General features: G+C 57.8%; 23 protein-coding genes. 14 read left to right on the top strand and 9 right to left on the bottom strand.

Annotated features, from left to right (window positions below):
• The first annotated feature begins 14 nt into the window (after nt 1-14).
• The 3 genes from FGZ14_RS13845 to FGZ14_RS13835 all read left to right on the top strand — a co-directional run bounded on the left by FGZ14_RS13845 (nt 15) and on the right by FGZ14_RS13835 (nt 3257).
• Complete coding sequence (locus FGZ14_RS13845) at nt 15-2207, top strand: prolyl oligopeptidase family protein (protein WP_139924826.1); 2193 nt, start codon at nt 15-17, stop codon at nt 2205-2207.
• Nucleotides 2208-2344: 137 nt separating this feature from the next.
• Nucleotides 2345-2578 carry a hypothetical protein gene (locus FGZ14_RS13840; RefSeq protein ID WP_139924825.1) on the top strand — a complete coding sequence of 78 codons (234 nt, stop codon included), beginning with the start codon at nt 2345-2347 and terminating at the stop codon, nt 2576-2578.
• 184 nt (nt 2579-2762) lie between these two features.
• On the top strand, nt 2763-3257 hold the full coding sequence (locus FGZ14_RS13835; protein WP_139924824.1) for a GNAT family N-acetyltransferase: 495 nt from the start codon (nt 2763-2765) through the stop codon (nt 3255-3257).
• A 210-nt stretch (nt 3258-3467) separates the two neighbouring features.
• On the opposite strand, the gene FGZ14_RS13830 is transcribed toward FGZ14_RS13835, so the two are convergent.
• The 8 genes from FGZ14_RS13830 to FGZ14_RS13795 all read right to left on the bottom strand — a co-directional run bounded on the left by FGZ14_RS13830 (nt 3468) and on the right by FGZ14_RS13795 (nt 13080).
• Nucleotides 3468-3836 carry a DUF4286 family protein gene (locus FGZ14_RS13830; protein WP_257883232.1) on the bottom strand — a complete coding sequence of 123 codons (369 nt, stop codon included), beginning with the start codon at nt 3834-3836 and terminating at the stop codon, nt 3468-3470.
• 55 nt (nt 3837-3891) lie between these two features.
• Nucleotides 3892-4341, bottom strand: coding sequence for a DUF6526 family protein (locus FGZ14_RS13825; RefSeq protein ID WP_139924823.1), 450 nt, complete (start codon nt 4339-4341; stop codon nt 3892-3894).
• A 112-nt stretch (nt 4342-4453) separates the two neighbouring features.
• Nucleotides 4454-5719, bottom strand: a complete 1266-nt coding sequence (locus FGZ14_RS13820; protein ID WP_139924822.1) for an MFS transporter — start codon at nt 5717-5719, stop codon at nt 4454-4456.
• A 178-nt stretch (nt 5720-5897) separates the two neighbouring features.
• Nucleotides 5898-6833, bottom strand: coding sequence for a cation diffusion facilitator family transporter (locus FGZ14_RS13815; protein ID WP_139924821.1), 936 nt, complete (start codon nt 6831-6833; stop codon nt 5898-5900).
• 86 nt (nt 6834-6919) lie between these two features.
• Nucleotides 6920-9370 carry a TonB-dependent receptor gene (locus FGZ14_RS13810; protein ID WP_139924820.1) on the bottom strand — a complete coding sequence of 817 codons (2451 nt, stop codon included), beginning with the start codon at nt 9368-9370 and terminating at the stop codon, nt 6920-6922.
• Between the two features lie 181 nt (nt 9371-9551).
• Nucleotides 9552-10115, bottom strand: a complete 564-nt coding sequence (locus FGZ14_RS13805; protein ID WP_139924819.1) for a hypothetical protein — start codon at nt 10113-10115, stop codon at nt 9552-9554.
• Between the two features lie 34 nt (nt 10116-10149).
• Complete coding sequence (locus FGZ14_RS13800; protein ID WP_139924818.1) at nt 10150-12576, bottom strand: TonB-dependent receptor; 2427 nt, start codon at nt 12574-12576, stop codon at nt 10150-10152.
• A gap of 159 nt (nt 12577-12735) precedes the next feature.
• Entirely contained in the window at nt 12736-13080 is a 345-nt protein-coding gene (locus tag FGZ14_RS13795; protein WP_139924817.1) for a hypothetical protein, read from the bottom strand.
• A 491-nt stretch (nt 13081-13571) separates the two neighbouring features.
• Here FGZ14_RS13795 and FGZ14_RS13790 point away from each other — a divergent pair, with 491 nt between their 5' ends.
• The 4 genes from FGZ14_RS13790 (at nt 13572) to FGZ14_RS13775 (ending at nt 17914) form a co-directional block, all read left to right on the top strand.
• Nucleotides 13572-14021, top strand: a complete 450-nt coding sequence (locus FGZ14_RS13790; protein WP_139924816.1) for an STAS/SEC14 domain-containing protein — start codon at nt 13572-13574, stop codon at nt 14019-14021.
• Nucleotides 14022-14359: 338 nt separating this feature from the next.
• The gene (locus FGZ14_RS13785) at nt 14360-14743 is read left to right on the top strand and encodes a hypothetical protein (protein ID WP_139924815.1); all 384 of its coding nucleotides are present in this window, start codon (nt 14360-14362) and stop codon (nt 14741-14743) included.
• Between the two features lie 176 nt (nt 14744-14919).
• Nucleotides 14920-16752, top strand: coding sequence for a molecular chaperone HtpG (gene htpG / locus FGZ14_RS13780; protein ID WP_139924814.1), 1833 nt, complete (start codon nt 14920-14922; stop codon nt 16750-16752).
• Between the two features lie 208 nt (nt 16753-16960).
• Nucleotides 16961-17914, top strand: coding sequence for a toxin-antitoxin system YwqK family antitoxin (locus tag FGZ14_RS13775; RefSeq protein WP_219601025.1), 954 nt, complete (start codon nt 16961-16963; stop codon nt 17912-17914).
• A gap of 94 nt (nt 17915-18008) precedes the next feature.
• On the opposite strand, the gene FGZ14_RS13770 is transcribed toward FGZ14_RS13775, so the two are convergent.
• Nucleotides 18009-18368, bottom strand: coding sequence for a YraN family protein (locus FGZ14_RS13770; RefSeq protein WP_139924812.1), 360 nt, complete (start codon nt 18366-18368; stop codon nt 18009-18011).
• Between the two features lie 233 nt (nt 18369-18601).
• Here FGZ14_RS13770 and lipB point away from each other — a divergent pair, with 233 nt between their 5' ends.
• From lipB to FGZ14_RS13735, 7 genes are all read left to right on the top strand, one after another.
• Nucleotides 18602-19408, top strand: a complete 807-nt coding sequence (gene lipB / locus FGZ14_RS13765) for a lipoyl(octanoyl) transferase LipB (RefSeq protein ID WP_139924811.1) — start codon at nt 18602-18604, stop codon at nt 19406-19408.
• A gap of 3 nt (nt 19409-19411) precedes the next feature.
• The gene (locus FGZ14_RS13760) at nt 19412-19828 is read left to right on the top strand and encodes a hypothetical protein (RefSeq protein ID WP_139924810.1); all 417 of its coding nucleotides are present in this window, start codon (nt 19412-19414) and stop codon (nt 19826-19828) included.
• Nucleotides 19829-19894: 66 nt separating this feature from the next.
• Complete coding sequence (locus tag FGZ14_RS13755; protein ID WP_257883231.1) at nt 19895-20965, top strand: MraY family glycosyltransferase; 1071 nt, start codon at nt 19895-19897, stop codon at nt 20963-20965.
• Between the two features lie 92 nt (nt 20966-21057).
• Nucleotides 21058-22173 carry a DUF4271 domain-containing protein gene (locus FGZ14_RS13750; protein ID WP_180754355.1) on the top strand — a complete coding sequence of 372 codons (1116 nt, stop codon included), beginning with the start codon at nt 21058-21060 and terminating at the stop codon, nt 22171-22173.
• Nucleotides 22174-22249: 76 nt separating this feature from the next.
• On the top strand, nt 22250-23068 hold the full coding sequence (locus tag FGZ14_RS13745) for a uroporphyrinogen-III synthase (RefSeq protein WP_139924808.1): 819 nt from the start codon (nt 22250-22252) through the stop codon (nt 23066-23068).
• 145 nt (nt 23069-23213) lie between these two features.
• Complete coding sequence (locus tag FGZ14_RS13740) at nt 23214-24206, top strand: PorP/SprF family type IX secretion system membrane protein (protein ID WP_139924807.1); 993 nt, start codon at nt 23214-23216, stop codon at nt 24204-24206.
• Nucleotides 24207-24445: 239 nt separating this feature from the next.
• Complete coding sequence (locus FGZ14_RS13735) at nt 24446-25465, top strand: SUMF1/EgtB/PvdO family nonheme iron enzyme (protein ID WP_139924806.1); 1020 nt, start codon at nt 24446-24448, stop codon at nt 25463-25465.
• Nucleotides 25466-25515 lie beyond the last annotated feature (50 nt).

Raw genomic sequence — 25515 nt, 5'->3', positions numbered from 1 at the left:
CCTACCGTATTCCCATGCAAAAACTGTTCGTTCCCGTACTAGCCTTGGCCGCGCTGGCTTCGTGCCGCTCGTCGCAGTCGGGCACTGCCGCCGCGCCGGAAACTGCCTCCGCCAAAAGAGCTGCTACCTCATCTTCTTCCGCTGTGCAATACCCTGAATCCAAGAAAGGCAACGTCAAAGACGATTACTTCGGCACCACCGTGGCCGACCCCTACCGCTGGCTTGAGGACCTCGACTCGCCGGAAACCAAAGCCTGGGTGGAAGCTCAGAACAAGGTCACGTTTGGCTACCTGGAGAAGATTCCGTTCCGCGACAAAATCCGGGAGCGGCTTACTACCATCTGGAATTACGAGCGGTTTGGGGTGCCCGAGGAAGAAGGCGGCCAGCTGTACTTCAGCAAAAACGACGGCCTCCAGAACCAGGCTGTACTGTACGTGCAGCAAAATGGCCAGGAAGGTCAGCCCGATGTGCTGCTCGACCCCAACAAGTTCTCTGAGGACGGCACTACGGCCCTGGCCGGCACCTACTTCTCCCACGACCACCGCTATCTGGCCTACGCTACCTCCGGCGGCGGCTCCGACTGGCAGCAGATGAAAGTGCTGGACCTGGAAACCCGCCAGCCCCTCTCCGATGAATTGCAGTGGGTAAAAGTGTCGGGCGCGGCCTGGTATAAGGATGGTTTCTTCTATAGCCGCTACGATGCGCCGAAGAAGGGCGAGAACCAGCTTTCCGGCAAAAACGAGTTTCACAAGGTGTACTACCACCAGCTCGGCAAACCCCAGAGCGCTGATAAGCTGGTGTATGAGAACCCCAAGATGCCCCTGGGCTTCCGCACCGTGGGCACCACCGAGGACGAGCGTTTCCTGGTGCTCTACCTCACCGATGGCAAAGCCGACGGCAACCGCCTCTCCGTCCGCGACCTGACCGACCCCAAGCAAGCCAACTCCTTTACGCCCCTCATCAGCAACTACGAATACAATAACTCCGTGGTAGGCAACGTGGGCGGGCAGCTGCTGGTGCACACCAACTACAAGGCTCCGCGCTACCGCGTGGTGCTCATCGACCCAAAAAAGCCCCAGGAAGCCAACTGGAAAGAGGTGCTGCCCGAAACCGAGAACAAGCTCGAGGGCGTGGACCAGGTAGGCGGCTATCTGGTGGCTTCCTACCTCAAGGATGCCAGCTCTCTGGTGAAGGTGTACTCCGAAAAGGGCGAGTTTAAGCACGACGTGGCCTTGCCGGCCATTGGCACGGCAGCCGGTTTCGGGGGCAAGCGCAACGCCAAAACGGTGTACTACGCCTTCACCTCGTTTACCTACCCCACCACCATCTATAAGTACGACCTGGCAACGAACACCAGCACCGTGTTCCGCGCTCCTACTGTAGATGTGAAGCCCGAGGACTACGTGACCAACCAGGTATTCTTCGCAAGCAAGGACGGCACGAAGATTCCCATGTTCATCACTCACAAGAAGGGCATCAAGCTGGACGGAAAGAACCCCACCTACCTCTACGCCTACGGGGGGTTCAATATCTCGCTTACGCCCAGCTTCAGCGTGGCTCGCATGCTGTGGCTGGAAAACGGCGGCGTGCTGGCCATTCCGAACCTGCGCGGCGGCGGCGAGTACGGCGAGGCCTGGCACCAGGCCGGCATGACGCCCAACAAGCAGAACGTGTTCGACGACTTTATTGCCGCCGCCGAGTACCTGAAAGTGACGGGCTACACCACCACCGAGAAGCTGGCCATGGCCGGCGGTTCCAACGGCGGCCTGTTGGTAGGCGCTACCATGACCCAGCGCCCCGACCTCTGCGGCGTGGCCTTCCCGGCTGTGGGCGTGATGGACATGTTGCGATACCAGAAATTCACCATCGGCTGGAACTGGGCTCCGGAGTACGGTACTTCTGATAACTATAACCAGTTCCAGAACCTGTACCGCTTCTCGCCCCTGCACACCCTCAAGCCCGGCACCAGCTACCCCGCTACCCTCATTACCACCGCCGACCACGACGACCGGGTAGTGCCCGCCCACTCCTTTAAGTTTGCCGCCGCCCTGCAGGCCGCCAACGAGGGCCCGCGCCCCCAACTCATTCGGGTGGACGTGAATGCGGGCCACGGCGCCGGCAAAAGCACCAAGCTCCAAATTGAGGAATGGGCCGACATCTGGGCGTTTGCCTACCAGAGCATGGGCGTGAAGCCGTTTAAAAAATGAGTTGCCGGTTGCGAGTTGTCAGTTGCCAGTTATCGGATGTCATTACGAACAAGGACTATACTGATAACTCACAACTGATTTCCCGTATCTTCGCGGCCGCAACTCCCGTAATTGCCTCTGTTCTTTTGCTTTCAGATATGAAAAAAACGTTCCTGTTCGGTCTGCTGGCCGGTTCGCTGCTGCTCTCTGCTACCTCGTGCAGCAACCCCGATATTAAATCGGATGAAGATGTAGCCACTGAGCCGCTGCCTCCCATCCCGGCTGCTCCCGACACCACCGGCGGCAAAACGCCTTCTGCCAACGAAGCTACCCGCGAAATCAACGCGGTAAATGCTACCGAAGACATCAAGAAGATGCAGCCCACCATGTAATCTGGCCTTTGTGCTGCGTGCCCAACGCCCTTCCGCGACTTTGCGGGAGGGCGTTGCGGTTTGTAGTAGATGCCCGTGCTACCTTGAAGTGCGTTTAGGCGGCAGCTTTCGGGCGGATGCCCTTAAAATAGGTTTTCAGAAATTGTATTATCGGCTCCCAACCTAGTTTCCTACCCATCTGGTTATGTCAAACCTCACGATACGCCGCGGCCAAGAGGCCGATTTGCCCCAGGTGCTGGCCCTGATTCAGGAGCTGGCTGAGTTCGAGCGCGCCCCGCACGAAGTCACGAATACGCTGGCCGACATGCAGCGCGACGGTTTCGGACCGGAGCCCATTTTCAAGTTCTTCGTGGCCGCGCAGCCCGACGGCCGCATCATTGGCATTGCGCTCTATTACACGGCGTACTCTACCTGGAAGGGACGCATGCTGTACCTCGAAGACTTGGTAGTAACGGAGGAGCTGCGCGGCACCGGCATCGGCAAGCGCCTGTTTGACGCCGTAGTGGCCGAAGCCCGCCATACTGGCGCCAACCGCATGAAATGGCAAGTGTTGGAGTGGAATGAACCCGCCATCGGCTTCTACAAGAAAGTCGGCGCCAACCTTGACCCTGAGTGGCACAACGGTAACCTCACCGCCGAGCAGCTGCTGGCTTATGAATGTGAAGTGGTGAATGAGTAAGTGAGTGAAATAGTGCGTTGTCAGGGCAAAGACACCGAGGCCCTGACAACGCACCAAATGACAAGCCTGCAAAACAGACAAGCCCTTACTTCCAGCACGGAGGTAAGGGCTTGTCACATTCTAAGGGGTAGGGCGTTGGTCAGGAAGGATAGCTTTGTCGTGCCTCCTCGCCATGACAACGCACTCAATCACTCATTCGCTATTTTACTGCTAGTCCACCACTTCCAGCATGGTGCGGAAGGAGGCGTAGCGGCCGCCGAAGTGCTTCTCGATTTCGTTGCGGAGGGCGGGGGCAGCTACTTGCTGGTATTCTTCCAGCTGCTCCAAGCTTACGCAGTAGTACTGAGCGGCGTAGGTGATGCCGTTGTCTTCTTCGTTGAGCAGGCGACACAGCTGGCTTTTCAGAAAGAAGCCGGTAGCCATAACATCGGGCATGTGAGTATCGCGCATGTATTCCACCCACTGATCGGCAATTTCCGGATCGAGGCTGGTCGTGACGTTGTAGAGAATCATGGGGGTAGGGGCTTGGTGGAGCGCTACGGCAGTTGTAACCTGGGTAGCGGCGGTATGGAGTAACACAAAAGTCGGCCAAAAAATCCATGTGGCGTCCTTTTGTCGGCTTACGGCCTACCCCTCAGACGCGCATGTGGTCGAAGTGGAAATCCTGAATCCGGGCCTGAATATCCTTCGAGGAAAGCTTTTCGCGGATGGCCGCCTGTACTAGGCCCGGCAGCTCATCGTCGCCGGCGAAGCGCAGGGCCAGCAGCTGCTTAAGCTCCAGCTGTGCCTCCAGGGGCCGCAGGCTCTGACCCGTAATTTCAAAGTAGCGCTGCCGCACCTCCAGCCGAATCAGGCGGTCCTGCAGCGTGAGGGCGTAGTGCTGGCGCAGCATCACCAGCGTACCAAATCCCACAATAGCCAGCAGCATCACCGTAAACCACAGCCGCGAAACCTCGGAGTCGTCGCCGGCCACGGCCAGGTAGCGGCGGATGCTATAGAGGGTGAGCACCAGCGCCGCCGGCAGCAGCACAAAGTGGTGCAGCGGGTAATACATGGGCTTGTTTTGGGTGGGTTGTGCAGGCATACAACAGGGGTAGGGGGTAAGGGAGATAAGACAATAACGGCCACGGGAAAGCGCGCCCATCCTCCTCTACGCAACAACCCATCAATAGGCTACCTCCGGCCGCCGGCCCAGCTTAGTGCTCCACGTAATCCAGGTCCTTGTTAAAGCTCTCGGGCAGGGTAGCAACCGCCCAGAAAGCCACGACCAGCGATACAAACCCCAGGACAGCCGCGCTGCCGATCAGCCCAAACGGACCTCGCAACGCCTGAAACATAGGTACCAGCAGCACCACCGAGCCCCGCGCGAAGTTTGGCGCCGTGGTGGCTACCGTGGCCCGCAGATTGGTGCCGAACTGCTCGGCGGCTACCGTGACAAACAGCGCCCAGAAGCCCACCGAAATACCCAGTACAAAGCATACCGCGTAAAACACAGTGGTAGAAGTGCCCTGAACGCCGAACAGATAGACGCCCACCATCAGGCCGCAGAATGCCAGAAACAGCTGCAGCGCCCGGTTGCGGCTGCGCAGCAGCTGGCTGAGCGTGCCGCTGGCAAAATCGCCGAACACCAGCCCGAAATAGCACCAGAACACGGCCAGGCCGGCCGTTACCTCGGCTTGCTGACCAGCTACCGGCTGAATGCCCAGGGCGCGGCTGAATTCCGGAGCCAGCGTAATCAAAATACCGACTACAAACCAGAGCGGCACCCCAATGAGCAGACACTTGGTGTAACGGATTAACCGGGCCCAGCTGGTGAACAAGGCCAGGAAGTTACCTCGCTCTACCTCGCTTTTCTTGGTTTGCTCAAACATGCCCGACTCATACACGCCTACGCGCAGGGCCAGCAAGGCCAGCCCCAGGCCGCCGCCTACGAAGTAGGCGTTGCGCCACCCCAGCTTTTCGCCCACCCAGTAAGCCAGCATTGCCCCCGATACGCCTACGGTGGCCACAATCATGGTGCCGTAGCCGCGCTTTTCCTTGGGCAGGGTTTCCGAAACCAGCGTAATGCCCGCACCCAGCTCGCCGGCTAGGCCAATACCGGCAATCAGCCGCAGCCAGGCGTACTGCTCAATGGTTTGCACGAAGCCGTTGGCAATGTTGGCCAGGGAGTAAATCAGGATGGAGCCGAACAGCACGGAAAGCCTACCCCGCTTATCACCCAGAATGCCCCACAGAATACCGCCCAGCAGCATGCCGCCCATCTGCATGTTGATCAGGTAGAGGCCCTGGTTCGTAACAGCATCGGGGGCGGTAATACCAAGGTCCTTCAGGCTATTCACCCGCACGATACTGAACAGAATCAGGTCGTAGATGTCAACGAAGTAGCCCAGGGCGGCCACGACCACAATGGCGCTGAGCAGCCCGACGGCTTTGGGTGGGGTAGGAGGGGTAGCAGTTTGCATGCGGTGGGAATTGACAGGCCGCAGATTACGAAGATTTACGCTTATCCCGTTGGATGCGGGGCTTGCGCCTGCCCCTTTGTGCGCTATCCGTGGAGGCGGAAGAATCCTGCCCCGCCGGCCTTAAATGAATTGTAGGCAGGCAGATGGTGTGGCTGGCTGGCGGGGCAAGCCTCGCTCCCTACGCCACCTGCTGGTCGCAGCAGCCGTGGGCGCCCATCAGGGGCAGGTCGTCCTCGAGCTGCACGGTGCAGTGGCTGATGTTGAACTCGTGGAGCAAGTCGTGTTGCAGCTCCCGCAGAAACACATTGCCGTTCTGGCCGCCGGGGCGCACCAGGTGGGCCGTGAGGGCCGTGTCCTGGGTGCTCAGGGGCCAGATGTGCAGGTCGTGCACGCCCGTAACGCCGGGGCGGCTGAGCAGGAACCGGCGCACGGCCGCCACCTCAATAGCGGCGGGCGCGGCCTGCAGCCCCAGCTGCACGGTTTCGCGCAGCAACGACCAGGAGCTAACGGCTATAACCGCCAAAATAACAAAGCTGATGGCCGGGTCGAGCCAGTGCCAGCCGGTGAAATACACCAGCGCCCCGCCCACCACTACCCCCACCGACACGAGCATATCGGTGAGCATGTGCAGGTAGGCGCCGCGCACGTTCACATCACCCTTCTGGCCGTGGCGGAACAGCCAGGCCGTGAAGCCATTTACTATAATGCCCAGGCCGGCCAAGCCCATTACCACCGTGCCGTTCACGGGGGCCGGATTGCGCAGGTGGTCAATGGTATCCCACAGGATGAAGCCCAGGGCCAGGTACAGCAGCGCCGCGTTCAACAAGGCTGCCTGAATGGTAGCGCCCTTGTAGCCGTAGGTGTAGCGCTCCGCGGCTTGCCGCTGGGCTAGCAGGGCCGCGCCCCAGGCCAGCGCCAGGCTCAGCACATCCGACAGGTTGTGCCCGGCATCGGAAAGCAAGGCCGAGGAGTTAGCCCAGAAGCCACCCGCCGCTTCGCCCGCCACGAAAACCAGGTTCAGGACAATACCCCACTTGAAGGCCTGGCTGAAGTTGCCATCGGCGGGCGGGCCATGATGGTGGTGGTGGGAATGGTCGTGGTGGTCGTGGGCCATGAGGGTTGCACGCAGTGGTTCGGAGGGAATAACGCGGCGGCTCGCGGTGGACGCTCACCCCGAACCACTACGTGAAAGATACCCAATTACTTAAAGGAAAGCGGAATCAGCAGCTTCACGCTCAGCGTGCGGCCCATATTAAACACGCCCACCCGGCCGGTGGCGTAGTTGACGGCCGTGTACTTCAGCCGACTCAGGTGGTTTTGGTAGGCTACGTCAAACAGGTTGTTGGCGGCCAGGTAGATAGAAAACAGCGTCCGGTCCTTCGCTGATACTACATCGGTACCGAGTCCGGCATTAAACAGCGTGTAGCCGGGGGTAGGCGTTTCGGTGTCGAAGGCGGAGAAGATGCGGTTCTGCTCGAAATTGTGCTCCATGGTAGCCCGCGCGTACAGGTTGTGCAGGCGCGAGCTACCTACCTTCCGGAAGTTTACCCGCAACTCCGACTGCAGCCGGTCGGCCGGGATAAACGGTAGGTTTTTCTGCCCGGCGGGCTGGTCGAACTCCATGGCCCGCACCATGGAAAACGTATTCTCAAAGTGTAGCCAGTCCAGCGGGTGAGGGTGAATGTCCACGCTGACTTCGCCGCCGGCCAGCCGCGCATCGCCCTGCCCGTAGCGGAATACCCGGTCCCCGTCCACCGACAGCGAGTCGGAGCCATCGGCGGCCGAAATGCGCCGGGGGAAGATGTAGTTGCTGATGCGGTTGCGGAACACATCGGCCGATACGCTGACGTGGTCGGAGTTGAAGCTTACGCCCCCATCCAGCTGAAAACTGGTTTCAGCCTTTAAGCCCGGCTCCCCGATTTCGTAGCGGGTAGTGCCCTCGTGAATGCCATTAGAGCCGAGTTCAGCAATGTTGGGCGCCCGGAAGCCGCGGGCGGCGTTGGCTTTTAATACCCACGTTTCGCCGAGGCTGTAGGAGCCGCCCACGCTCCCGCTCACGTTGCGGAACGTACTCCGGAAGTACGGAAACTTCTCTTCGCCAGCGCCGGCCGGAACCGGTTGCTCGTCCTCGTTGAGGGAGAGGGCATCGGCCGTGATGCGGCGCAGGTCGTAACGCAAGCCCCCACTGAGGTCCAGGTTGCCGAAGGTCTTCTTCGTGACGCCGAACAGGCCCCCGTCGAGCAGGCGGTACTCTGGTATCAGGAACTCGACGCCCTTGTTGCGGTTTTGCTGCTGCATGCCGCTCACGCCCACCGTGGTATGCCAGCCGTTCAGCTCCGGCAGAAACCAGCGCAGAGCATAATCAACGGTGCGTAGCTGAAAGAACAGGGACTTCTCGTAGTAATCTTCGGGGTTGCCGAACTCCCGGCGCAGGTTCTGTTGCCAGCCCACGTTCAGGGTCAGGCGGTGCTGGCCCAGAATGAAGTTGTTATCGGTGCCGATGCGCAGGTGGTTAATCTGCTGACGCGGCACATCCAGCCCGTAGCCCGAGAAGCCGCGGCCGGTTACGATTTCCTCCTCGCCCAGGCTGTTTGTTTTCAGAAACCGGCCCGACAGCGAATCCCGCTCGCCCTCAATCAGGCCCAGAATCTGGTTGAAGCTGTTCAAGGTCAGGTGAGAGTAGCCCCAGCTTTTGTTTAGGCCCACGTAGCCGCTGCCGTTCAGCTCCCGGAAACCGGAGTTGTACACGCGGCCATCGTAGCGGTTGCGGTAGTCGGCGGCTACTTTGCCTGAGCCGCGCACCTGCCAGTTGAAGCCGCCCAGGTTGCCCGCGTTCCAGAGGGAGTAGCCCTGCTGGTAGTTGTTGGTTTGGTAATTCGCCGTGACGGAACCCAGAATGCGGCCGTCGTCCACGGGGTCGGGGGGTAGGAAATTGATAACGCCCGCCAAGCCATCAGAGCCATATAGCAGGGAGCCGGGGCCCTTAATGATTTCGGCCCGATCAATGCTGAATTCGTCAATCTCGATGCCGTGCTCATCGCCCCACTGCTGGCCTTCCTGCTTGGCCCCGTTGTTCAGCGTGATGACGCGGTTCGAGCTCAGGCCCCGAATAACGGGCTTGCTGATAGCCGCGCCGGTGGTAATCTGGTTGAGGCCGGGCGTGTGCGCAATGGCATCCACGGCGTTGGTGGCCGCCGTCTGTCGCAGGCGGGTCTGATCCACCACGTTGGTAGGCACGGGCGAGCGGCGCATTTCGGTGCTCGCCGAAACCCCCGTCACAATTACCTGCCCGATTTCCGTTTCGGCCGGGGTGAGGGCTATGTCCAGGGTCTGACCGGTGCTGGTGTCCACGGTGCGCACTACGGTGGTGTAGCTTACAAAGCGCACCTGCATCAGAAACCGGCCACGGGGCAGGTTGGCAAACTGAAAGCTACCATCGGGGCCCGTCACCGTGGCCTGCCTCAGGTCAGGGAAGATGATGGTGGCTCCGGGCAAGGCCTCGCCACTAGCGGCATCAGTAATACGGCCGGCTACGGGAATGCTCATTCGCGTGCTCCGGATAGGGTTAGGACGAGGGGCAGGGGTAGGCGTTTGGGCCAGTACACTCCCGGAAAGCAGTAGCAGGCCGGCAGTTAAGGAGAGCTGAGACATAGAAGCGTAAATTACACGAAGCCAATGAACGGAGCCAGCGGTGGAAAAGCTGCACGGCTTTCCCATCATTAAAGAAAACGCCGACCAAAGGCCGGCGTCTTCCTGGAGTTTCTCCACAACCAAAACGGGAGAAAAGAGGGTGGAGAAGCCGTTTGCAGCCAGCCCCTCCGAATCCGGGCGCCTAGCGCACTACCGTAGGGAAGTTCACTTCCACATCGGTGCTGCCGGGCGTAAATGTGCCGTTCTTGGAGCCTGGCTGGTGGCGCAGCGTAATTTTGAGCGTGCCGGTAGTGCCGGTGGCGTTGGCTGCACCCGTTACGGCCCGCGTCGTTAGCCCGATTTCCAGGTTGTTCTTGTCCTTGTCGGTGCGAGTCACGGTCAGGTTAGTGCCCGAGGGCTCGTAGAAGAACAGGTGCTCTTCAGCCTTCTCCTGAATCTCGGCCGTCGTGTTTTCGGCCGGCGTCTTGGTTTCGTCTTTCAGCTCAAGAGTGCCGGTGTACGTGGTGTTGGGCGCCAGCGTGAGCGTGCCAATGGTAGGCGCCGCACCTCCATCACCATCCAGGTCGCGGTACTGCACGGTCACGGGCGTGCCGCCGCCCGCCGGCGTCAGGGTATAGGTTACGGTCGTGATTTGCTCGTTGTCCTCGTCGGGCGTGGGGTCTTCGTTATCATCCTTACAGGCGGAGAGCAGGGTAGTAGCAGCCAGCAACGCCAGCAGGAAGGGACGGAAAAGGGGAGTGTTCATACGAAGGAAAGGGTGAAGTGAATTGAAAAAGGGTTTAGCGTCGCCGGCTAAGCTCGAAGGGCACCTGCACCCGCAGCGTCACGTTGCGGCCCATTTCATCGGCGAAGTAGCGGTAGCGGTTGAGGTAGTCGCGGTAGCGTTGGTTGAGTAGGTTGGAGCCCGCGAGGCTGATAGTGAGTGGCAGCCGCCCCCAATGCACCGTAGCGCCGGCTTCTAGCCCCAGCAGCACGTAGCCCGCGGGCGGAAGGGCATAGTCTTTGGCAGCATAATCAGCGGGCACGCGGGTTTGGCGAGCCACGGCGTAGGAACCCAGCTGCACGTACCTACCCGTCAGGCGCGCAGCCGGCCGCTCGGGCACCGCGTACCGCACCGACAGCTCGGCCCGGTCGGCGGGCATGAAAAAGAGCCATTCATCTTCCTGGGTATCGCGCCCCCGCACGATGGACGCTTTGCCGCCTACCTCCCATTGAGGCGCCAACCGATAGGTGGCACCCAGGTCCAGGCCCCGCAGCACGGCATTTGTGCGCTGGTACTGCCAGCTAACCAGTGTACCTCGAATGTTGATGACCGGCGGCAGAATGGGCCGCTGGTAGATGTAGCCGTCAATGGTCGTCTGGTACAACGTCAGCTCTCCATTCAGGCGCGGATTGTCGTGCCAGCTAGCTGTCAGGCCGGTATGGTAGGCTGTTTCGGGTCCCAAAGCGCCGTTGCCGGGGACCAGGTCGTAGCCCAGCTCGTACTGGGCGTTGTGCACGCCGTCGCTGAACCGTTCATTCGCGGCGGGGGCGCGTTGGGTCAGGCTGGTGGTCAGGTTGAGGGTAAGGTGGGGGGTAGCATCGAAGATGGCTCCTAGCGAGGCAGCGGGCGTCAGGTAGGTAAACTCGCGCCGATCCACGTAGTACACGCCCAGCGTATCGCGAGTGCCGCGGCGAGTTTCCAGGGTGCGGTAATCGGCCCTAATGCCAGCTTCCAGTTGCCAACGGTTGCGCGTCCAGCGCTCAATGGCAAAGGCCCCGGCAATGGTGTTGTTGTAGAACGGAATGAAGCCGCGGGTACCGTCGGCGTAGCGGTTAAACTGGTAGGTGCCCGCTACCCCCACGCTACCGGTAAATCCTCCCAACGGGCGGTGCTCCCAGAGCAGCTCTCCGGTGGTAGTGCGGTTGGAGTAGCTGAGGGCCGGGCGGTTGCGAGCCGCCCGGTCGGCGTTGCGGGCGCTGTAGAGGTCGTACTCGTCGCGGTAGTCGGTCTGCTGGCCCAAGGTAGCTGTCAGCTTACCGGCAGTGCCCGTCCGCACAAAGCCTGTGACCTTCAGCAGATCGTGGCTGATTTGTTGGTAGGCGCGGTTGATGGCGTAGCTGAAGCCGGACGTTTCCAGGGGGCGGCGCCGGGCAATGGCAGCATACAAGTCCGACGGGCTTTCGGCATGGGCTGCCGGCAAAATCCCGAGCCTGGTGTTGAACTGGCTATAGAAAACCTCCAGCCCATAGTTGGCCTTGCGCCAGCCTACCGCCGCCGAGAAGTCGTATTCTTCGAACCCGGAATTGCGCAGATAATAACCCGGAGCCCGCATAGTGCCAGCTCGTTTAACGGTGCCCTGCGCCCGCCAGCTCAGCGCCGGTAGCTGCCGAACGTTGCCCTCCACCGTGCCTGAAGCTGCTCCCAGCCCGTTGTTGCTCATGCCCACCAGGTTCAATTCGGCCCCGGTGCCAGCAGAGTCGCGGAGAGCTTTGGGTTGCACCAGCACTACCCCCCCAATAGCATCAGAGCCATACCGTACGCTGGCCGCGCCCTTCACCACTGTAAGCTGAGAGGCAATGAATGGGTCTATTTCCGGGCCGTGCTCCTGGCCCCACTGCTGCCCTTCCTGCCGCACGCCATTGTTCAGAATGGTCACGCGGTTAGAATGCAGCCCATGAATCATGGGCTTGAAAATGCTCGGACCGGTTTGAATGGCTGTTACGCCCGATATCTTCTGCAAAGCCTCCCCCAAGGCCTGCCCACGGGTCTGCTGCAAGGCCTGCCCGCTCAGGTTGCCGGTAGCCTGGGGGGTAGGGGCGGCCATGTGCTGCCCTTCTACCACCGCGCCTTTCAGGGCAATAGCATCGGGATGTAGCTGGAAGTCGCGGAGCACCGCCCCCGATACACGCACTTCTACCGTTTCGGGAGTAAAACCCACGAAGGATACCTGCACATGGTACACGCCAGGGCAGAGGTCGAGGTGGTAGTGGCCGTCGGGTTCGGTTTGCGTGGCCTGCTGGGTTTCCAGTACCACCACCGTAGCCCCGGCCAGGGCCCCGCGCGACTCATGGTCTTGCACGCGGCCACTTAGCAGCAGGGCACATCCACCAGGAGCCACCGACTGTGCCGCTAGCTGCCCGAGGGGTAGTGCGCACAGCACCACCACCCCCGGCAACCACCGAGTCAGGCGGCCCCGGGAGCGGCCCGGAGCGCGGAAAAGCATAAAAGAAAAGGGATACTGCCGAAGGAAACTAAACCACTCGCAGAAGCACCTAAGGTTGTAGATTCGGCAAGGATCCAACCCTAATCAGCCCAGAGCTACTGAATAACGGCGTTGGCAGCTACAAGCCAGCCCAGGCCGCTACTGCGAGGCACACGCGGTTTAGCAGGCGCCGGGCGGGCCCCGCAGATCTGGCGTGACTACGGGTAGCAGGTGCCCGATAGCTACGCAGCTCCAAGCTTGTACTGAGGAGAAAACAAGGCCTGCCGGAGCGGTTGGCTCTACTGTTGGAGCCGGTTCAAACGACGATTTAAAAAACTGATCAGCGTCGCAGTGCTGATGCTTAGCGGATAGTAGCGCTTTGCCTTTAGGCCACGTAGTAGCCCGGGTCGGCTCCTCTGTGGTGTGCTCGTGCTGGTGCAACGCCAGCACCCACGCATCAGGCAGCAGCACCCGCACAAAGCACAGGAGCAGCACTAAAGCCAGACGTGAACGAAGGGCATGCATTTGCAACAACGTATCAGGTAGTGGCAAATGTATAAGTAAAAACGATTCCTGGCAGTCTTTTATCTATAAAAATTATGTCGTCACAAAACGGTAATTTCTAGTTAATTACCGGGAAATAATACAATATTAATTTTGCGGGTGTAACTCTAACTGAAAATTGTTATGAAATCATTCGCCCTCCGTGTAGTGCGGCAACTGGCCCGGAGCCTTCGTCGCCCCAGTCGTCCGGAATCCACAGATGACACAGTTCCGCTGTTTATCTAAGTGAATACGATTTAACGCTTATTTAAGGCATATTATCAGGGCAGTAGTTACTTTGTGTAGCTGGCGGCAGGTCGAATCCCTGCTGCTATTAGCGGGCTCGCAGGGCAGAACGAGGGCGTTGGTCGAGGAAGAAGTGGGAGTGGGCTAAATAGAACTTTATCAGGAAAGCGCCGGTTCTACCTTTGCGCAAGTTAGCCAGGTAGATAGGTTGGCTTTCTGCTTTAGTTATGTTTTCTGCTCTAAATTCTGTTGCGGCTCAGATTGAGCCCGATTTCCAGCTTATTCGGTGGGAATGGGCGGGGCCTATTGTCCGGGAAGATTTTCGGGCAGCCTTTGAGAAGCTGGTGGCCTGCTCTACTGCCCACGGTGTTACCCGTTGGCTGGCCGATATTTCCCGGATGCCACCGGTAGGTATTGATGAGCAGGCTTGGCTAAGTGAAATGTGGATGGAGCAGTTTGCGGCCGCCGGCATTCGGGCGGTGGCGGTTATCGAGCCCATTGCTCTGCATAACCAGCTGGTAGTGGAAAGCATACTGGCCGACGGCCGCCGCTACACCCGGACCGAAATCCAGTTCTTCTCCGATATTCCGGCCGCTCTCGACTGGCTTGCCGGCTCCGATCAGCAGGCCCAGCAGCTGGAGGCCCGCTGGGAGCAGCACAAAGCCCAGGGTGAGTAGCGCGCGGAGCGCATGCCGCCGGAATAGGGAAAAAGCAAGCTGCCACGGCAGGATAAAACTAGTGGGCCGGCTGCCGCACTGGAGCACAGAGGCCTTTTGCGTGCTTAGAAAAATGAAAGCCAATGGCTGAGCTTTCGTGCTGGGAATTAGATCATAACGCTTGGTCCGCCAAAAGATACAATTAACCGGGTTTTTACCCTAGGTAAACGATTTTCCCGCGCCAGTCCCTACACGGGGTTGTACTATTGACTTATAATCTGCCTGAGCGGCAGCCAAGCGTGCGGGGTATTATGACTATGATGGCTAAGATGCGGCGTAGGAACGACTGTTTCCAGATTATGTATGATTCGGCTCACTGCCTGCTTCAGCTGCAGTGGCTGGCGCTGTCGCCCATGCACCTGGCCAAGGATTGCCTGCTCGATGCCCTGCGGCTGGTGCAGCGCCAGGGCGTGCAGCGGGTGCTCCTGAATCTGGATGGCATGCCCGAGCTATCGGCCCTGGATGCGTACTTGCTGGAAACCAATCTGCTGCTGGCCTTGCCGGCATTATCGGTGCAGCAGGTGGCCCTGGTCCTCACGTCTTATATGCAGCACCAGCTGCTGCTGGAGAGCAGCCTGCGGCAGCCTCCTTTTGATATTCAGGTGTTCGACGATGCGGAAACCGCGCTGGACTGGCTGCAGCAGTCTGCCATGCTGCCAGCGCCGCTTTCGTCCGGGCGTTAGCTTAATCGGGGCTGCCGGGGGCCGGAAACTCATGAGTTGACCTGAACGGGCTGTCAAGCTGACAGCCGCCGCCGGGGTGGAACAAGGTTTGAAACGACGGGCTTTAACTGATGGGTCGGCCACTAGGCTGGCAGATCGTCATAGTTTTCGGTTTCATTCAACTTTCCTACCCTGTTATGCAAGAGAAAGGTAGCATCTCGATTCATACCGAGAATATCTTCCCCATCATCAAAAAGTTCCTGTACTCCGACCACGAGATTTTCTTGCGTGAGTTGGTCAGCAACGCCGTGGATGCCACCCAGAAGCTGAAAAGCCTGGGCCAGCTGGGCGAGTTCAAGGGCGAGCTGGGCGAGCTGAAGGTGAAAGTGAGCGTGGATAAGGAAGCCCGCACCATTACCATCTCCGACCGTGGCCTGGGCATGACGGCCGAGGAAATCAAGAAGTACATCAACCAGATTGCCTTCTCCGGGGCCACCGAGTTTGTGGAGAAGTATAAGGAGAAGGATGCCGCCGCCAAAGACCAGATCATCGGTCAGTTCGGCCTGGGCTTCTACTCGGCTTTTATGGTAGCCAAGGAGGTGGAAATTTTCTCCAAAAGCTACAAGGAAGGCACTGAGGGCGCCCACTGGATCTGCGACGGTAGCACGGAGTTCAGCCTGGAAACCACTGAGAAAGCTGAGCGGGGCACCGACGTAGTGCTGCACGTAGCCGAAGACTCAGACGAGTTTCTGGAGGCTGCTCGCCTGAAGGGGATTCTCAATAAATACTGCAAGTTCCTGCCGGTTGAAATTGAGTTCGAGGGTGAGGTCATTAACCAGACCGCTCCCATCTGGACCAAGCAGCCCTCGGAGCTGACCGACGAGGACTACACCAAGTTCTACCAGGAGCTGTATCCTTTCTCGGAGCCGCCGCTGTTCTGGATTCACCTCAACGTGGACTACCCCTTCAATCTGACGGGTATCCTGTACTTCCCGAAGGTGAAGGACGAGCTGCAGCTGCAGCGCAACAAAATTCAGCTGTACTCGCGCCAGGTATTTATCACCGATGAGGTGAAGGACGTGGTACCCGAGTTCCTGATGCTGCTGCACGGCGTTATCGACTCGCCGGACATTCCGCTGAACGTGTCGCGTAGCTTCCTGCAGGCCGACGCCAACGTGCGCAAAATCAATACCTACGTCACCAAAAAGGTGGCCGACAAGCTGGCCGAGCTTTTCCGTAAGGACCGCACGGGCTTCGAGGAGAAGTGGTCGGATATCGGGCTGTTTGTGAAGTACGGCATGCTCTCCGATGATAAGTTCTACGACAAGGCCAAGGACTTTGCCCTGGTGCAGAACACGGCAGGCAAGTATTTCACCCTGAGTGAGTACCAGGAGTTTGTTCAGGCCAACCAGAAGGATAAGAACGAGCAAACCGTAGTGCTGTACACCACCGACCCAGAGGCCCAGCACGCCTATGTGCAGGCGGCCACGGAGCGCGGCTACGATGTGCTCAAACTCGATGCTGTGCTCGACCCCCACTTCATTGGGCAGCTGGAGCAGAAGCTGGAAAAAACCACCTTTAAGCGCGTAGATGCCGACACCGTCAGCAAGCTGATCGAGAAGGAGGAAACCACCGAGAGCGTGCTCAGCGACGACGACAAAACCCGGCTCCAGGACGTGTTCAAAGAGGCTATCAGCAATGAGCACATGCACGTACAGGTGGAGGCATTGTCGCCCCAGGACGCGCCGGTTATCATTACCCTGCCCGAGTTTATGCGCCGCATGAAGGATATGCAGCGGGTAGGCGGCGGAGGCGGCATGCAGATGTTCGGCTCCCTGCCTGACTCCTACACCGTGAGCGTGAATGCCAACCACCCCATAGCCCTGCGCGTGCTGCAGGCCGAGGGCGAGGCTGGCTCCAAGCTGGCTCGGCAGGCGTTCGACCTGGCATTGCTGGCTCAGGGCATGCTCAAGGGTGAGGCACTAACCGCGTTTGTGAAGCGCAGCGCCGATCTGCTGGCGGCTGAGTAGTCTTAGAAAGTCTAAAGAGTTATAATTAGTACAAAAACCCTGGTGGCCTCGGCCATCGGGGTTTTTTGGTTTTGGTGGGGTAGCGCCTATCTAGGCCAGCTTTGTGTTCCTTACTCAGTTATTGGGCTGCCTCGTCACTCTCCCTGGTGGGCACCAAATCCCTTTATCTTTACGTTCGATGCTGCGAATCCTCCAGCCGATTACTGTCATGCGTTTGTTCCGTTCTTGCCTGCTGCTGGCTTTGCTGGCCGTGGGGGCCTGCTCCAAGAAAACAGTCTCCTTTAACAGCCGTCCGGACCAGGTTGGGTCGTTGGCCGTGGCCGATAGCCTGACAGCTGCCCGCGACACTACCGCCGCGCCCTCTCTCGACGCCAAGCGGGTAGCCCTGACCAAGGAGCAGGAGCGCGCCGCCAAAGAGAAGGAAAAGGCCGCCCAACGCAAGCCCCGCAAAAAGAAAAACATCTTTCTGGGCGAGCGAATCAAGAAAGCGTATGTGAAGTCGGGGCCGAAGGGAAAAAACCAGGTAATCGAAACGTTTTACTACCTCCGCACCTTCCAGCAACCTAATCAGTACGCCCCGGCCCGCTACATTTTCGACCCTAAAAAGCGCCGCATTTTTAAGGCTGCCCCGGGGGAAATAGATGGCACCCAGGTAAAGGTGCTGCACGGGCCGTACAAGAAAATGCAGGGTGGTAAAGTGGTGGAAACCGGGTTTTACGCCGTGGGCACGCGCCATCTGCGCTGGGAGAAATTCACCCGCGACAATATCCTGCTCAGCAAAACCCACTACGAAAAGGGTTTCCCGCGCGACGCCAACGTCACGTACTACGATGCGGCGCAGAAGCAGGTAAAAGAGGTTATACCCTACGTAAACGGCAAGCTGGAGGGCGACTACGTGCGCTACAACGAAAACGGACAGCTGGAGTGGGTAGGACAGTTCGAGAACGGTAAGCGGGTAGGAACCTGGAGCCGCTACTGGGGTTTCCGCAACACCCGTAACCGCCTCCGCTACGAGTACGAGTACGGCGAATCGGGCTACGAGCCGGAAGTAGCCGAGCCCGTGCTGGTAAAGGAATACAACCGCAACGGCGTCGCTATATTCGAGAAAGACAAGTTCGATAACCGCGGCAAACCCGACACGGCCCGTCCCGGTCTGCGGTAGTGTAGCGGCGAAATAGAGAAGAGGTGCGCTTGACGCCCGGCCACCCCGTTGGGTTAGCTGACTGCTAAGCGCACCTCTTCTCCTATTTCACCACCTAATAAAAGGCGTCCTCGAAATGCTCGATGCGCAGGCCATCGGCGGCCGGCAGCAGGGCCACGATATCAAAACGAATGTCGCCGGTCCAGGCCAACTCTTCCTGCACCTGCTCGGCGGCCAACCGTAACAGTTGGCGTTTTCGCTCCGTGACAAACTCCTCGGGGTGGCCATACTGCACGGAGGAGCGGGTTTTCACTTCAACAAAAACCAGCAGCTGTTGCCCCTGCCGTACAATCAGGTCCACCTCGGCGCGCCTGTAGCGGTAGTTGCGGTGCACGAGCTGGTAGCCCCGCGCAAGCAGGTAGCGAAGGGCCGCTTCTTCGCCCTCGTGGCCAAGTTGGTGGGAGGCAATCAGCATCTGGCAGAGAGTAGGTAAGGGAAGCGGTAGTCAGGAATAGATAGTCTGGCTTGGGACTAAATCTAGTACCTTTGCACGGTTTCAGCTGGGCTGGCAATCTGGTTGCTGGTGGATATTTCACCGGTAAAGAGGAGCTTGCCAGCGCTGATAAAAGCCTGATAGCAAGCTGCCTGTGTTCAAAGCAGGTAGTTGCTTGGTGGGCACCAGATTTCTGTTCTTTTCTGCTCTACGCCATGACTATATATTCTGCTTGCGCTGGTCCGGAGCCTACGGGTGATACTCCGGTTCCCACGGAAGTTACCCCCGCGGCCGTCAACCAAAACCGCCAGATTGAGGTGCGGCGCCTGGGCATGGTGGAGTACCAGCCCACCTGGGCGCTCCAGGAGCAGTTGCTGGCCGATACTCTGGCCCTGAAAGCCCTTAACCGCCAGGCGCTGGAAGCAGGGCTACCCCCGCAGCCTATCCCTAACTACCTGCTGCTCTGCGAGCACCCGCACGTTTATACCCTTGGTAAGAGCGGTAAGCCCGAGCACTTGCTGCTCGATGAAGCTGGCTTGGCTGCCCATGCGGCCACCTTCCACCGCATCAACCGCGGCGGCGACATCACGTACCACGGCCCCGGCCAGCTGGTAGGCTACCCCATCCTCGACCTCGATAACTTCTTCACCGATATTCACCGCTACCTGCGTGTGCTGGAAGAAGCCGTCATTCTGACCCTGGCCGATTACGGAGTGCGTGCCGGCCGTATTGCCGGGCTCACCGGCGTCTGGATTGATTTCGAGGAAGGAGCCCTTAATCCACGCAAGATTTGCGCCCTGGGTGTGAAATGCAGCCGCTGGGTAACCATGCACGGCTTTGCCCTCAACGTTACAACCAACCTTTCGTACTTCGGTCACATCGTTCCCTGCGGCATCACGGATAAAGCCGTAACCTCTCTGGCACAGGAATTGGGTCGGGCGGTTGCCGTTGCGGAAGTGCATGACCGTTTACTACCGCATCTGGCCCGCCTGCTGGAAGCCGAGATGTACGTCAACAGCTGATTCATGAAAAAAGACATCGTTTTTGACCCCGTTGAAGGAGTGTCAGTTGCCGTAGTTCCGGACGACGCGGCCGGCCAAGCCGAAAATGAACTGGGCTGGCAGGTGTACCTGCTCAACCACAACGACTTCGCCCTGCATAATGTCATCGTCAGCTCCAACGGGTACGGCACCAGCCCGGAGGGGGAGCCCATTCGCACCTCTACCCTCCGCCACGTAATGCTGGAAGTAGAGCCGCGCGCGGCAGTAGCCATCGAGCCTATTGATCCGGCTCTGTTTCACCTGAATAATCAGTATTGGGTGAGCTACTACGTGGGGGACAAAATCCTCGATAAAAAATTCATTTTCGTACCCGACTCCATCACCGCTGATAACCTGACATCTATCGCGCTGCTTCAGCGGCCGGGTGTGCTGCATAGTTAGGCGTACCTTTGCGTTTCCATTTTCGGTCCTGGTTCGGGGCTATTTTACCGTAAGAGTCAATCTGCAATGAATGCACTCGGAATTCAGTTGGGTTTGTCGTCCCTGTGGGCGTTTCTGGTGGCATTGTTCGCCGTTCCGTCCATTATCTACATCGCCCACCTGAAAAATATGCTCGATACGCCCAACGTACGGACCGTGCACGAGTCGCTGACTCCGCGGTTGGGTGGGGTAGCAGTATTTGCCGGGTTTATGTCGGCGCTTACCATCTTCGCCCCCCTCAACAATGGGGTGCAGCAGCTGTTGGCGGGATGCATTGTGTTGTTTTTTGTGGGTCTGAAAGATGACCTGGTTAGCATTTCGGTATCCAAGAAGTTTATTGGTCAGCTTCTGGCCACGGGCATCGTCATGATTATGGCCGATGTGCGGATTACCAGCTTTCAGGGAATCCTGGGGGTAGGGGAGCTGCCCATTGGTATCAGCTACGCCTTCACCTTCTTCGCCATCGTGGGTATTACCAACGCCATCAATCTCATTGATGGCCTAGACGGCCTGGCCGGCTCCATTGTCTTGATTATCGTTAGCACCTACGGCTACTATTTTTATCAGTACGGCGGCGACCAGTTTGGCAACTACGTGTTTGTTTCGGTCTGTGTAATAGGTGGCATCCTAGGATTTCTGCGCTACAACTTCCACAAAGCCACCATTTTCATGGGCGACACGGGCTCCCTGGTATGCGGCTTCATTGTATCTATCCTAACCATTCAGTTCATTGAGATGGGGCTGAAAGTGGGACAGCCATTCGCCTCTTCCGCCCCATCCGTTGCCGTTGGTATTCTGTTTGTGCCCCTGTTCGATACGCTGCGGGTATTTATTGTTCGTATGATGGCCGGCCGCTCGCCGTTTTCGCCGGATAAAAACCACGTGCATCACCGCATTCTGGCCATGGGCTTCCAGCAAATCAGCACAGTAATCCTGCTGGGGCTGCTTAACGTGGTTGTTATCCTGTTCGTAATCAATTTCGCCTACCTAGGCAATACGCTGCTGATCTGCGCGCTGGTAGCGTTTTCTTTGGTGTTGAGCGTTTTCCTGGGCGTGTACCACAGCCGGGCCGAGCGCCAGCGGGTAGCCTCTAATTAGTTTTCTTAGCCCTGTGCTCTTCCGTGCGTAGCAGCCGTTTTCGTCTGGTCCTGGTCTTGCTTTGGGTAGCGTGCCTGAGCTGGCTGCCACGGTTGTCGAAGGCAGCCGAATACCGGCCCCTGCCCCCAACTCCCCGGGCCGGCCTCACCCAGGACTGGCTGATTTACGACGAAGCTCGTAACCGCCTGGTTCTCTACCTCTCCGACTACCACGCCCCCACCCGAGCCTATTACCAGTGGCTGTCCATCAGACCTGGAAAGGCCCTGCCCATCACGTTTACGGCCCGCGCGAATCTCAGCCTGTTCCTAGACAATCGGCTGGTTTTTACCGCGCACGCTCCTGCGTCCTACACCGTTGATCTGGCCAAGCTGCTACCTGCTGGGAGTGTTGCCGGTCCTCATCTGCTCTGCGTATGGCAGCCGGATGGTTCGCCCAACCTGCCATCTTTCGTGAATGCCGTACCCGCTACCCCCCCTCGGGTCGGGAAGGCCAGCCCGCCACTGCTGGCAGCTGCCCCTCGCCCGCGTGGACACCAGGGCCAGAATGTTTTTGTAGGGTTTCTGCTATTCATCGGGCTATGCTATGGTAGCCTGCGCGCCTCCTACCAGCCCGGCTTTGCCCGTATCTATCAGCTGGAAGGACTTTGGGGCAAAGGGTCCACGGAGCAGGATTTCCTGATTAAGCCTACCCTTACCTGGCTGAACCTGGGACTGGTGCTGCTCTTTGCCCTGTCGTTTGCGCTTCTGCTGGTGGCTATCCATACCAATATTCAAAGCATTGTTATCCTGCGTCAGCTCTTCGACGTGGCTGAGTCGGCAATTGTAGTGCGGGTGCTGCTCTACACGGCGCTGGTTGCCGGTTTCGTGCTGGGGAAATACCTGTTTCTGGAGCTGCTGGGATATATTTTCGACGTGACGGAACTGGTCACCATTCAGTACCGCGAGTTTATTCGCACTATTCTGTTCATGGGTCTGTTTCTGCCCGTTGTCATGCTGCTATACCTGGGGCTAAATCAGCGCCTGCCAGAAACTGTGTTGTGGGTATCCAATGGGGTGGTTTCCTTGCTGTTGATTGGCACGGTGGTACGTGTAGCGCGTACACTTCATCATAAGACTTCGCTGCTGAATCTGCATTTGTTTTCGTACCTTTGCGCCACAGAAGTGATTCCTTTGATCATTCTGCTTAAGCTGATCGTTTTTACTTACTGAAGCACCTTTTGCCGGCCTGCACCGGCCTTGCCCGCAACGCCCCCTTATCGCCTTAGATTTACCTTTTTCCTACCTTATGGCCGAGAGCAAAGACAAACCGGGGACGGGCCGTCATGCCAAGCGCATCTCCAGCATACTTGTCACCCAGCCAAAGCCCTCGAACGACGTTTCCCCCTACTTTTCTATTGCCGAGAAATACGGTATTAAAGTAGATTTCCGGGAGTTCATTGAGGTTCAGCCGGTTTCCTACAAGGATTTCCGGAAAGAGAAAGTCAACATTCAGGAGCATACGGCCATCATTTTCACTAGCCGTAATGCCGTTGACCATTTCTTCCGTATTTGTCAGGAGGCTAAAATTGAGATGCCTGCCGAAATGAAGTATTTCTGCATCTCGGAGCAAACGGCCAATTACCTGCAGAAGTACATTGTGCTGCGCAAGCGCAAGCTGTTCGTTGGTCAGCGCACGGCCGCCGACCTCTTCGACGTTATTAAGAAGCACAAGGGCGAAAAGTTCTTGTATCCCTGCTCCGACATCCGGAAGGATGATATTCCGGAGTTCATGCGGGCCAACGGCTTCAAATTCACCGAAGCCGTTATCTATCGTACCGTTGCCAGCGACCTGTCCGACCTCTCGGATGTGAAGTACGACTGCATTGCTTTCTTCAGCCCGTCAGGGATTAGCTCCCTGTTCATCAACTTCCCCGATTTCGAGCAGAACGGTACGCGTATTGCCGCCTTTGGCCCTACTACGGCCAAGGCTGTAGTAGAAGCAGGGCTGGAGCTAGACATTGAGGCACCCCAACCCAACGCCCCTTCCATGACGGGGGCCATTGAGGCGTACATTCGCCTGCACCACGGCGCCGACCCGGTTAAGGAGAAAAAGAACGCTAAGTAAACTAGCTGAGTTATAGGGAAAGAGGAGCAGCCACTACTGCTCCTCTTGCGTATATGCCGTGAAATGTTGGAGGGAGTTTTTCGTTACATTTGAAAACGCCCTGCCAGCGCTCTTTTCATCTGTTCCCGGCTTGTCGTCAATCGTTATGAAGAGAACTATACTTTGCGCTTGTGCGGCTTTGCTGGTGGGCAAAGCGGTAGCTCAGCAGCAACCGCAATTCAGCCATTACGGATTTAATGGCTTGAATTTGAATCCGGCGTACGCAGGGGTAAAAGGTTACGGTGAGGTGACAGCTCTCGGCCGTGTTCAGTACTTCGGTTACGACGGCACCTTTGATGAAGGAGGTTCCCCTACTACTGCTTCCTTAACCATCTCCCTGCCGGTTCCCGCTCTGGCCGGTGGCGTAGGGATTGGTATCTACCGCGACAAGATAGCGCAGTTGAATACTACCAATCTGCAGCTGTCCTATTCGCGGCACATCACCATCGGTGAAGGAACTTTGGGGCTTGGAGTGCAGGGAGTCTTTAATAATATCTACCAAGGCAATTATCGTCCGAATGAGCGGGACGATATTTATGTGCCGAAGGAGGGCTCAGATGGGAAAATGGATGTTGGAGCCGGGGTATGGTACGAGTCACCTAAGCTGTATGCTGGCCTGAGTGTCAATAATTTACTTCGTGCAGGGTACAAGTTCAATAGCCAGGTAGCAGCTAGTGGTCGTTCGGCCCGATATTTGAATGAGAACCATGCCTATCTGACGGCAGGGGTCAATGTTGATTTGACTTCCTCTATTGTTCTAACCCCGACGGCACTTGTGAAGATGGTTTTACCGGGTAAATTCGGAGATGACGACAAGTTTTCGCTGCGCAACAACTCGTATGAGGTAGGAGCCAGAGCAACAGTCAACGATCGGTATTGGGGAGGATTGGGGTACCGGACTGGGGACGCTTTTACCGCTTTGGGAGGCATCAGCTTTGCGAAAGACAACGCCCTTAGGTTGGGACTAGCTTACGACTTAATTGCATTTGGCCAAGGTGCGAAGGCGTCCAGCTCATTTGAGGTAATGCTTGGCTACCGTTTGCCAAAGCCTGGACCGAAATTGAGACCTGCTATTCGCACTCCACGGTACAGCTTCTAATTTTTTAGGGCATTTTATGCATGAATAGCCATTCAACGATTGTTTGCCTATTCTGCCAAGAGTGCCTATTCAATAAAACATCTGCCTTCTTCGTTAAGCAGGTTGTGAAAGTGATTCGTAGACAAACTGTTACTGTTGGCCGATTGGCTTGTTTGCGAGCAGATGTTTCACTAGATTTGCCAGCTCAGAAAATTGTAATCTTTGGGTATCGCCGCCTAGACAGTCTTTTTCTTTCTCACATGAACAAGTTTCTCGTATTGCCTCTCGTCGCGCTTTCGACGCTTATCCTGGGGGGCTGTGGTTTTGGTAAAGGACCGCAAGGCGACCTGGTAGGGGCGGAGGACCGTCCGGAGTTCAATCCTCAGGAGGTACCGTTCGGAATGGTGCCTTGCCCCGGTGGCACGTTCCATATGGGCCAGACAGACCAGGATATTTCGGCCTCTATGGTGAACATGAACAAGCAGGTAACTATTGCCGGCTTCTACATGGACGAGACGGAAATTACCAACAACGAGTACCGTCAGTTTATGAATGCCATCCGGCAGGATTCCATTGACGTGCTCGGCGAGGAGTACGTTATGACGGAACTCTACCCGGATACCACGGTGTGGGTGCGCGACTTCACCTACCACATGGGTGACCCGCTGATGGAATACTACTACACCCACCCTGCCTTCGACGATTACCCGGTAGTAGGTGTTGACTGGTTTGCGGCCAAGTATTTCTGCAACTGGCGCACCAAGAACAAAAACGCAGCTAACGCTGAAGCCGGCCTGGCCCCAACCCCAAACTTCCGTCTGCCTTCGGAGGCCGAGTGGGAGTATGCTGCTCGTGGTGGCCGTGACCTGGCTACCTACCCCTGGGGCGGCCCCTACCTGCGGAACTCTAAAGGCTGCATGCTGGCTAACTTTAAGCCCGGCCGTGGCGACTACGCCTCCGATGGCTACGCCTACACATCCCCGGTTGGTGCTTTCTTCCCCAACGACTTTGGTCTGTACGACATGTCGGGCAACGTAGCCGAATGGTGCGACGATGCTTACATGGAAGCTTCAGTTCCGGTTGTGTGGGATATGAACCCCACCAACCCCGATGACAACGAGCCCCGCAAAGTGGTACGCGGCGGTTCCTGGAAAGACATTGCTTACTTCCTGGAAACGGGTACCCGTAACTTTGAATACCAGGACTCGGCACGCTCCTACATCGGTTTCCGCACGGCCATGATTCAGATTGGCATGGGCACCAACGGTAGCCTAGAATAATCCTGCACTACTTCGCGCTGCTCTCTTCCTTCGCTTTTCGAATTTTCACA

Origin of the sequence: Hymenobacter sp. DG01 (assembly GCF_006352025.1) — a bacterium.
GTDB lineage: Bacteria > Bacteroidota > Bacteroidia > Cytophagales > Hymenobacteraceae > Hymenobacter.
Note: the sequence above shows the minus strand (reverse complement) of the source record. Positions and strands in the feature narration are given on the sequence as shown.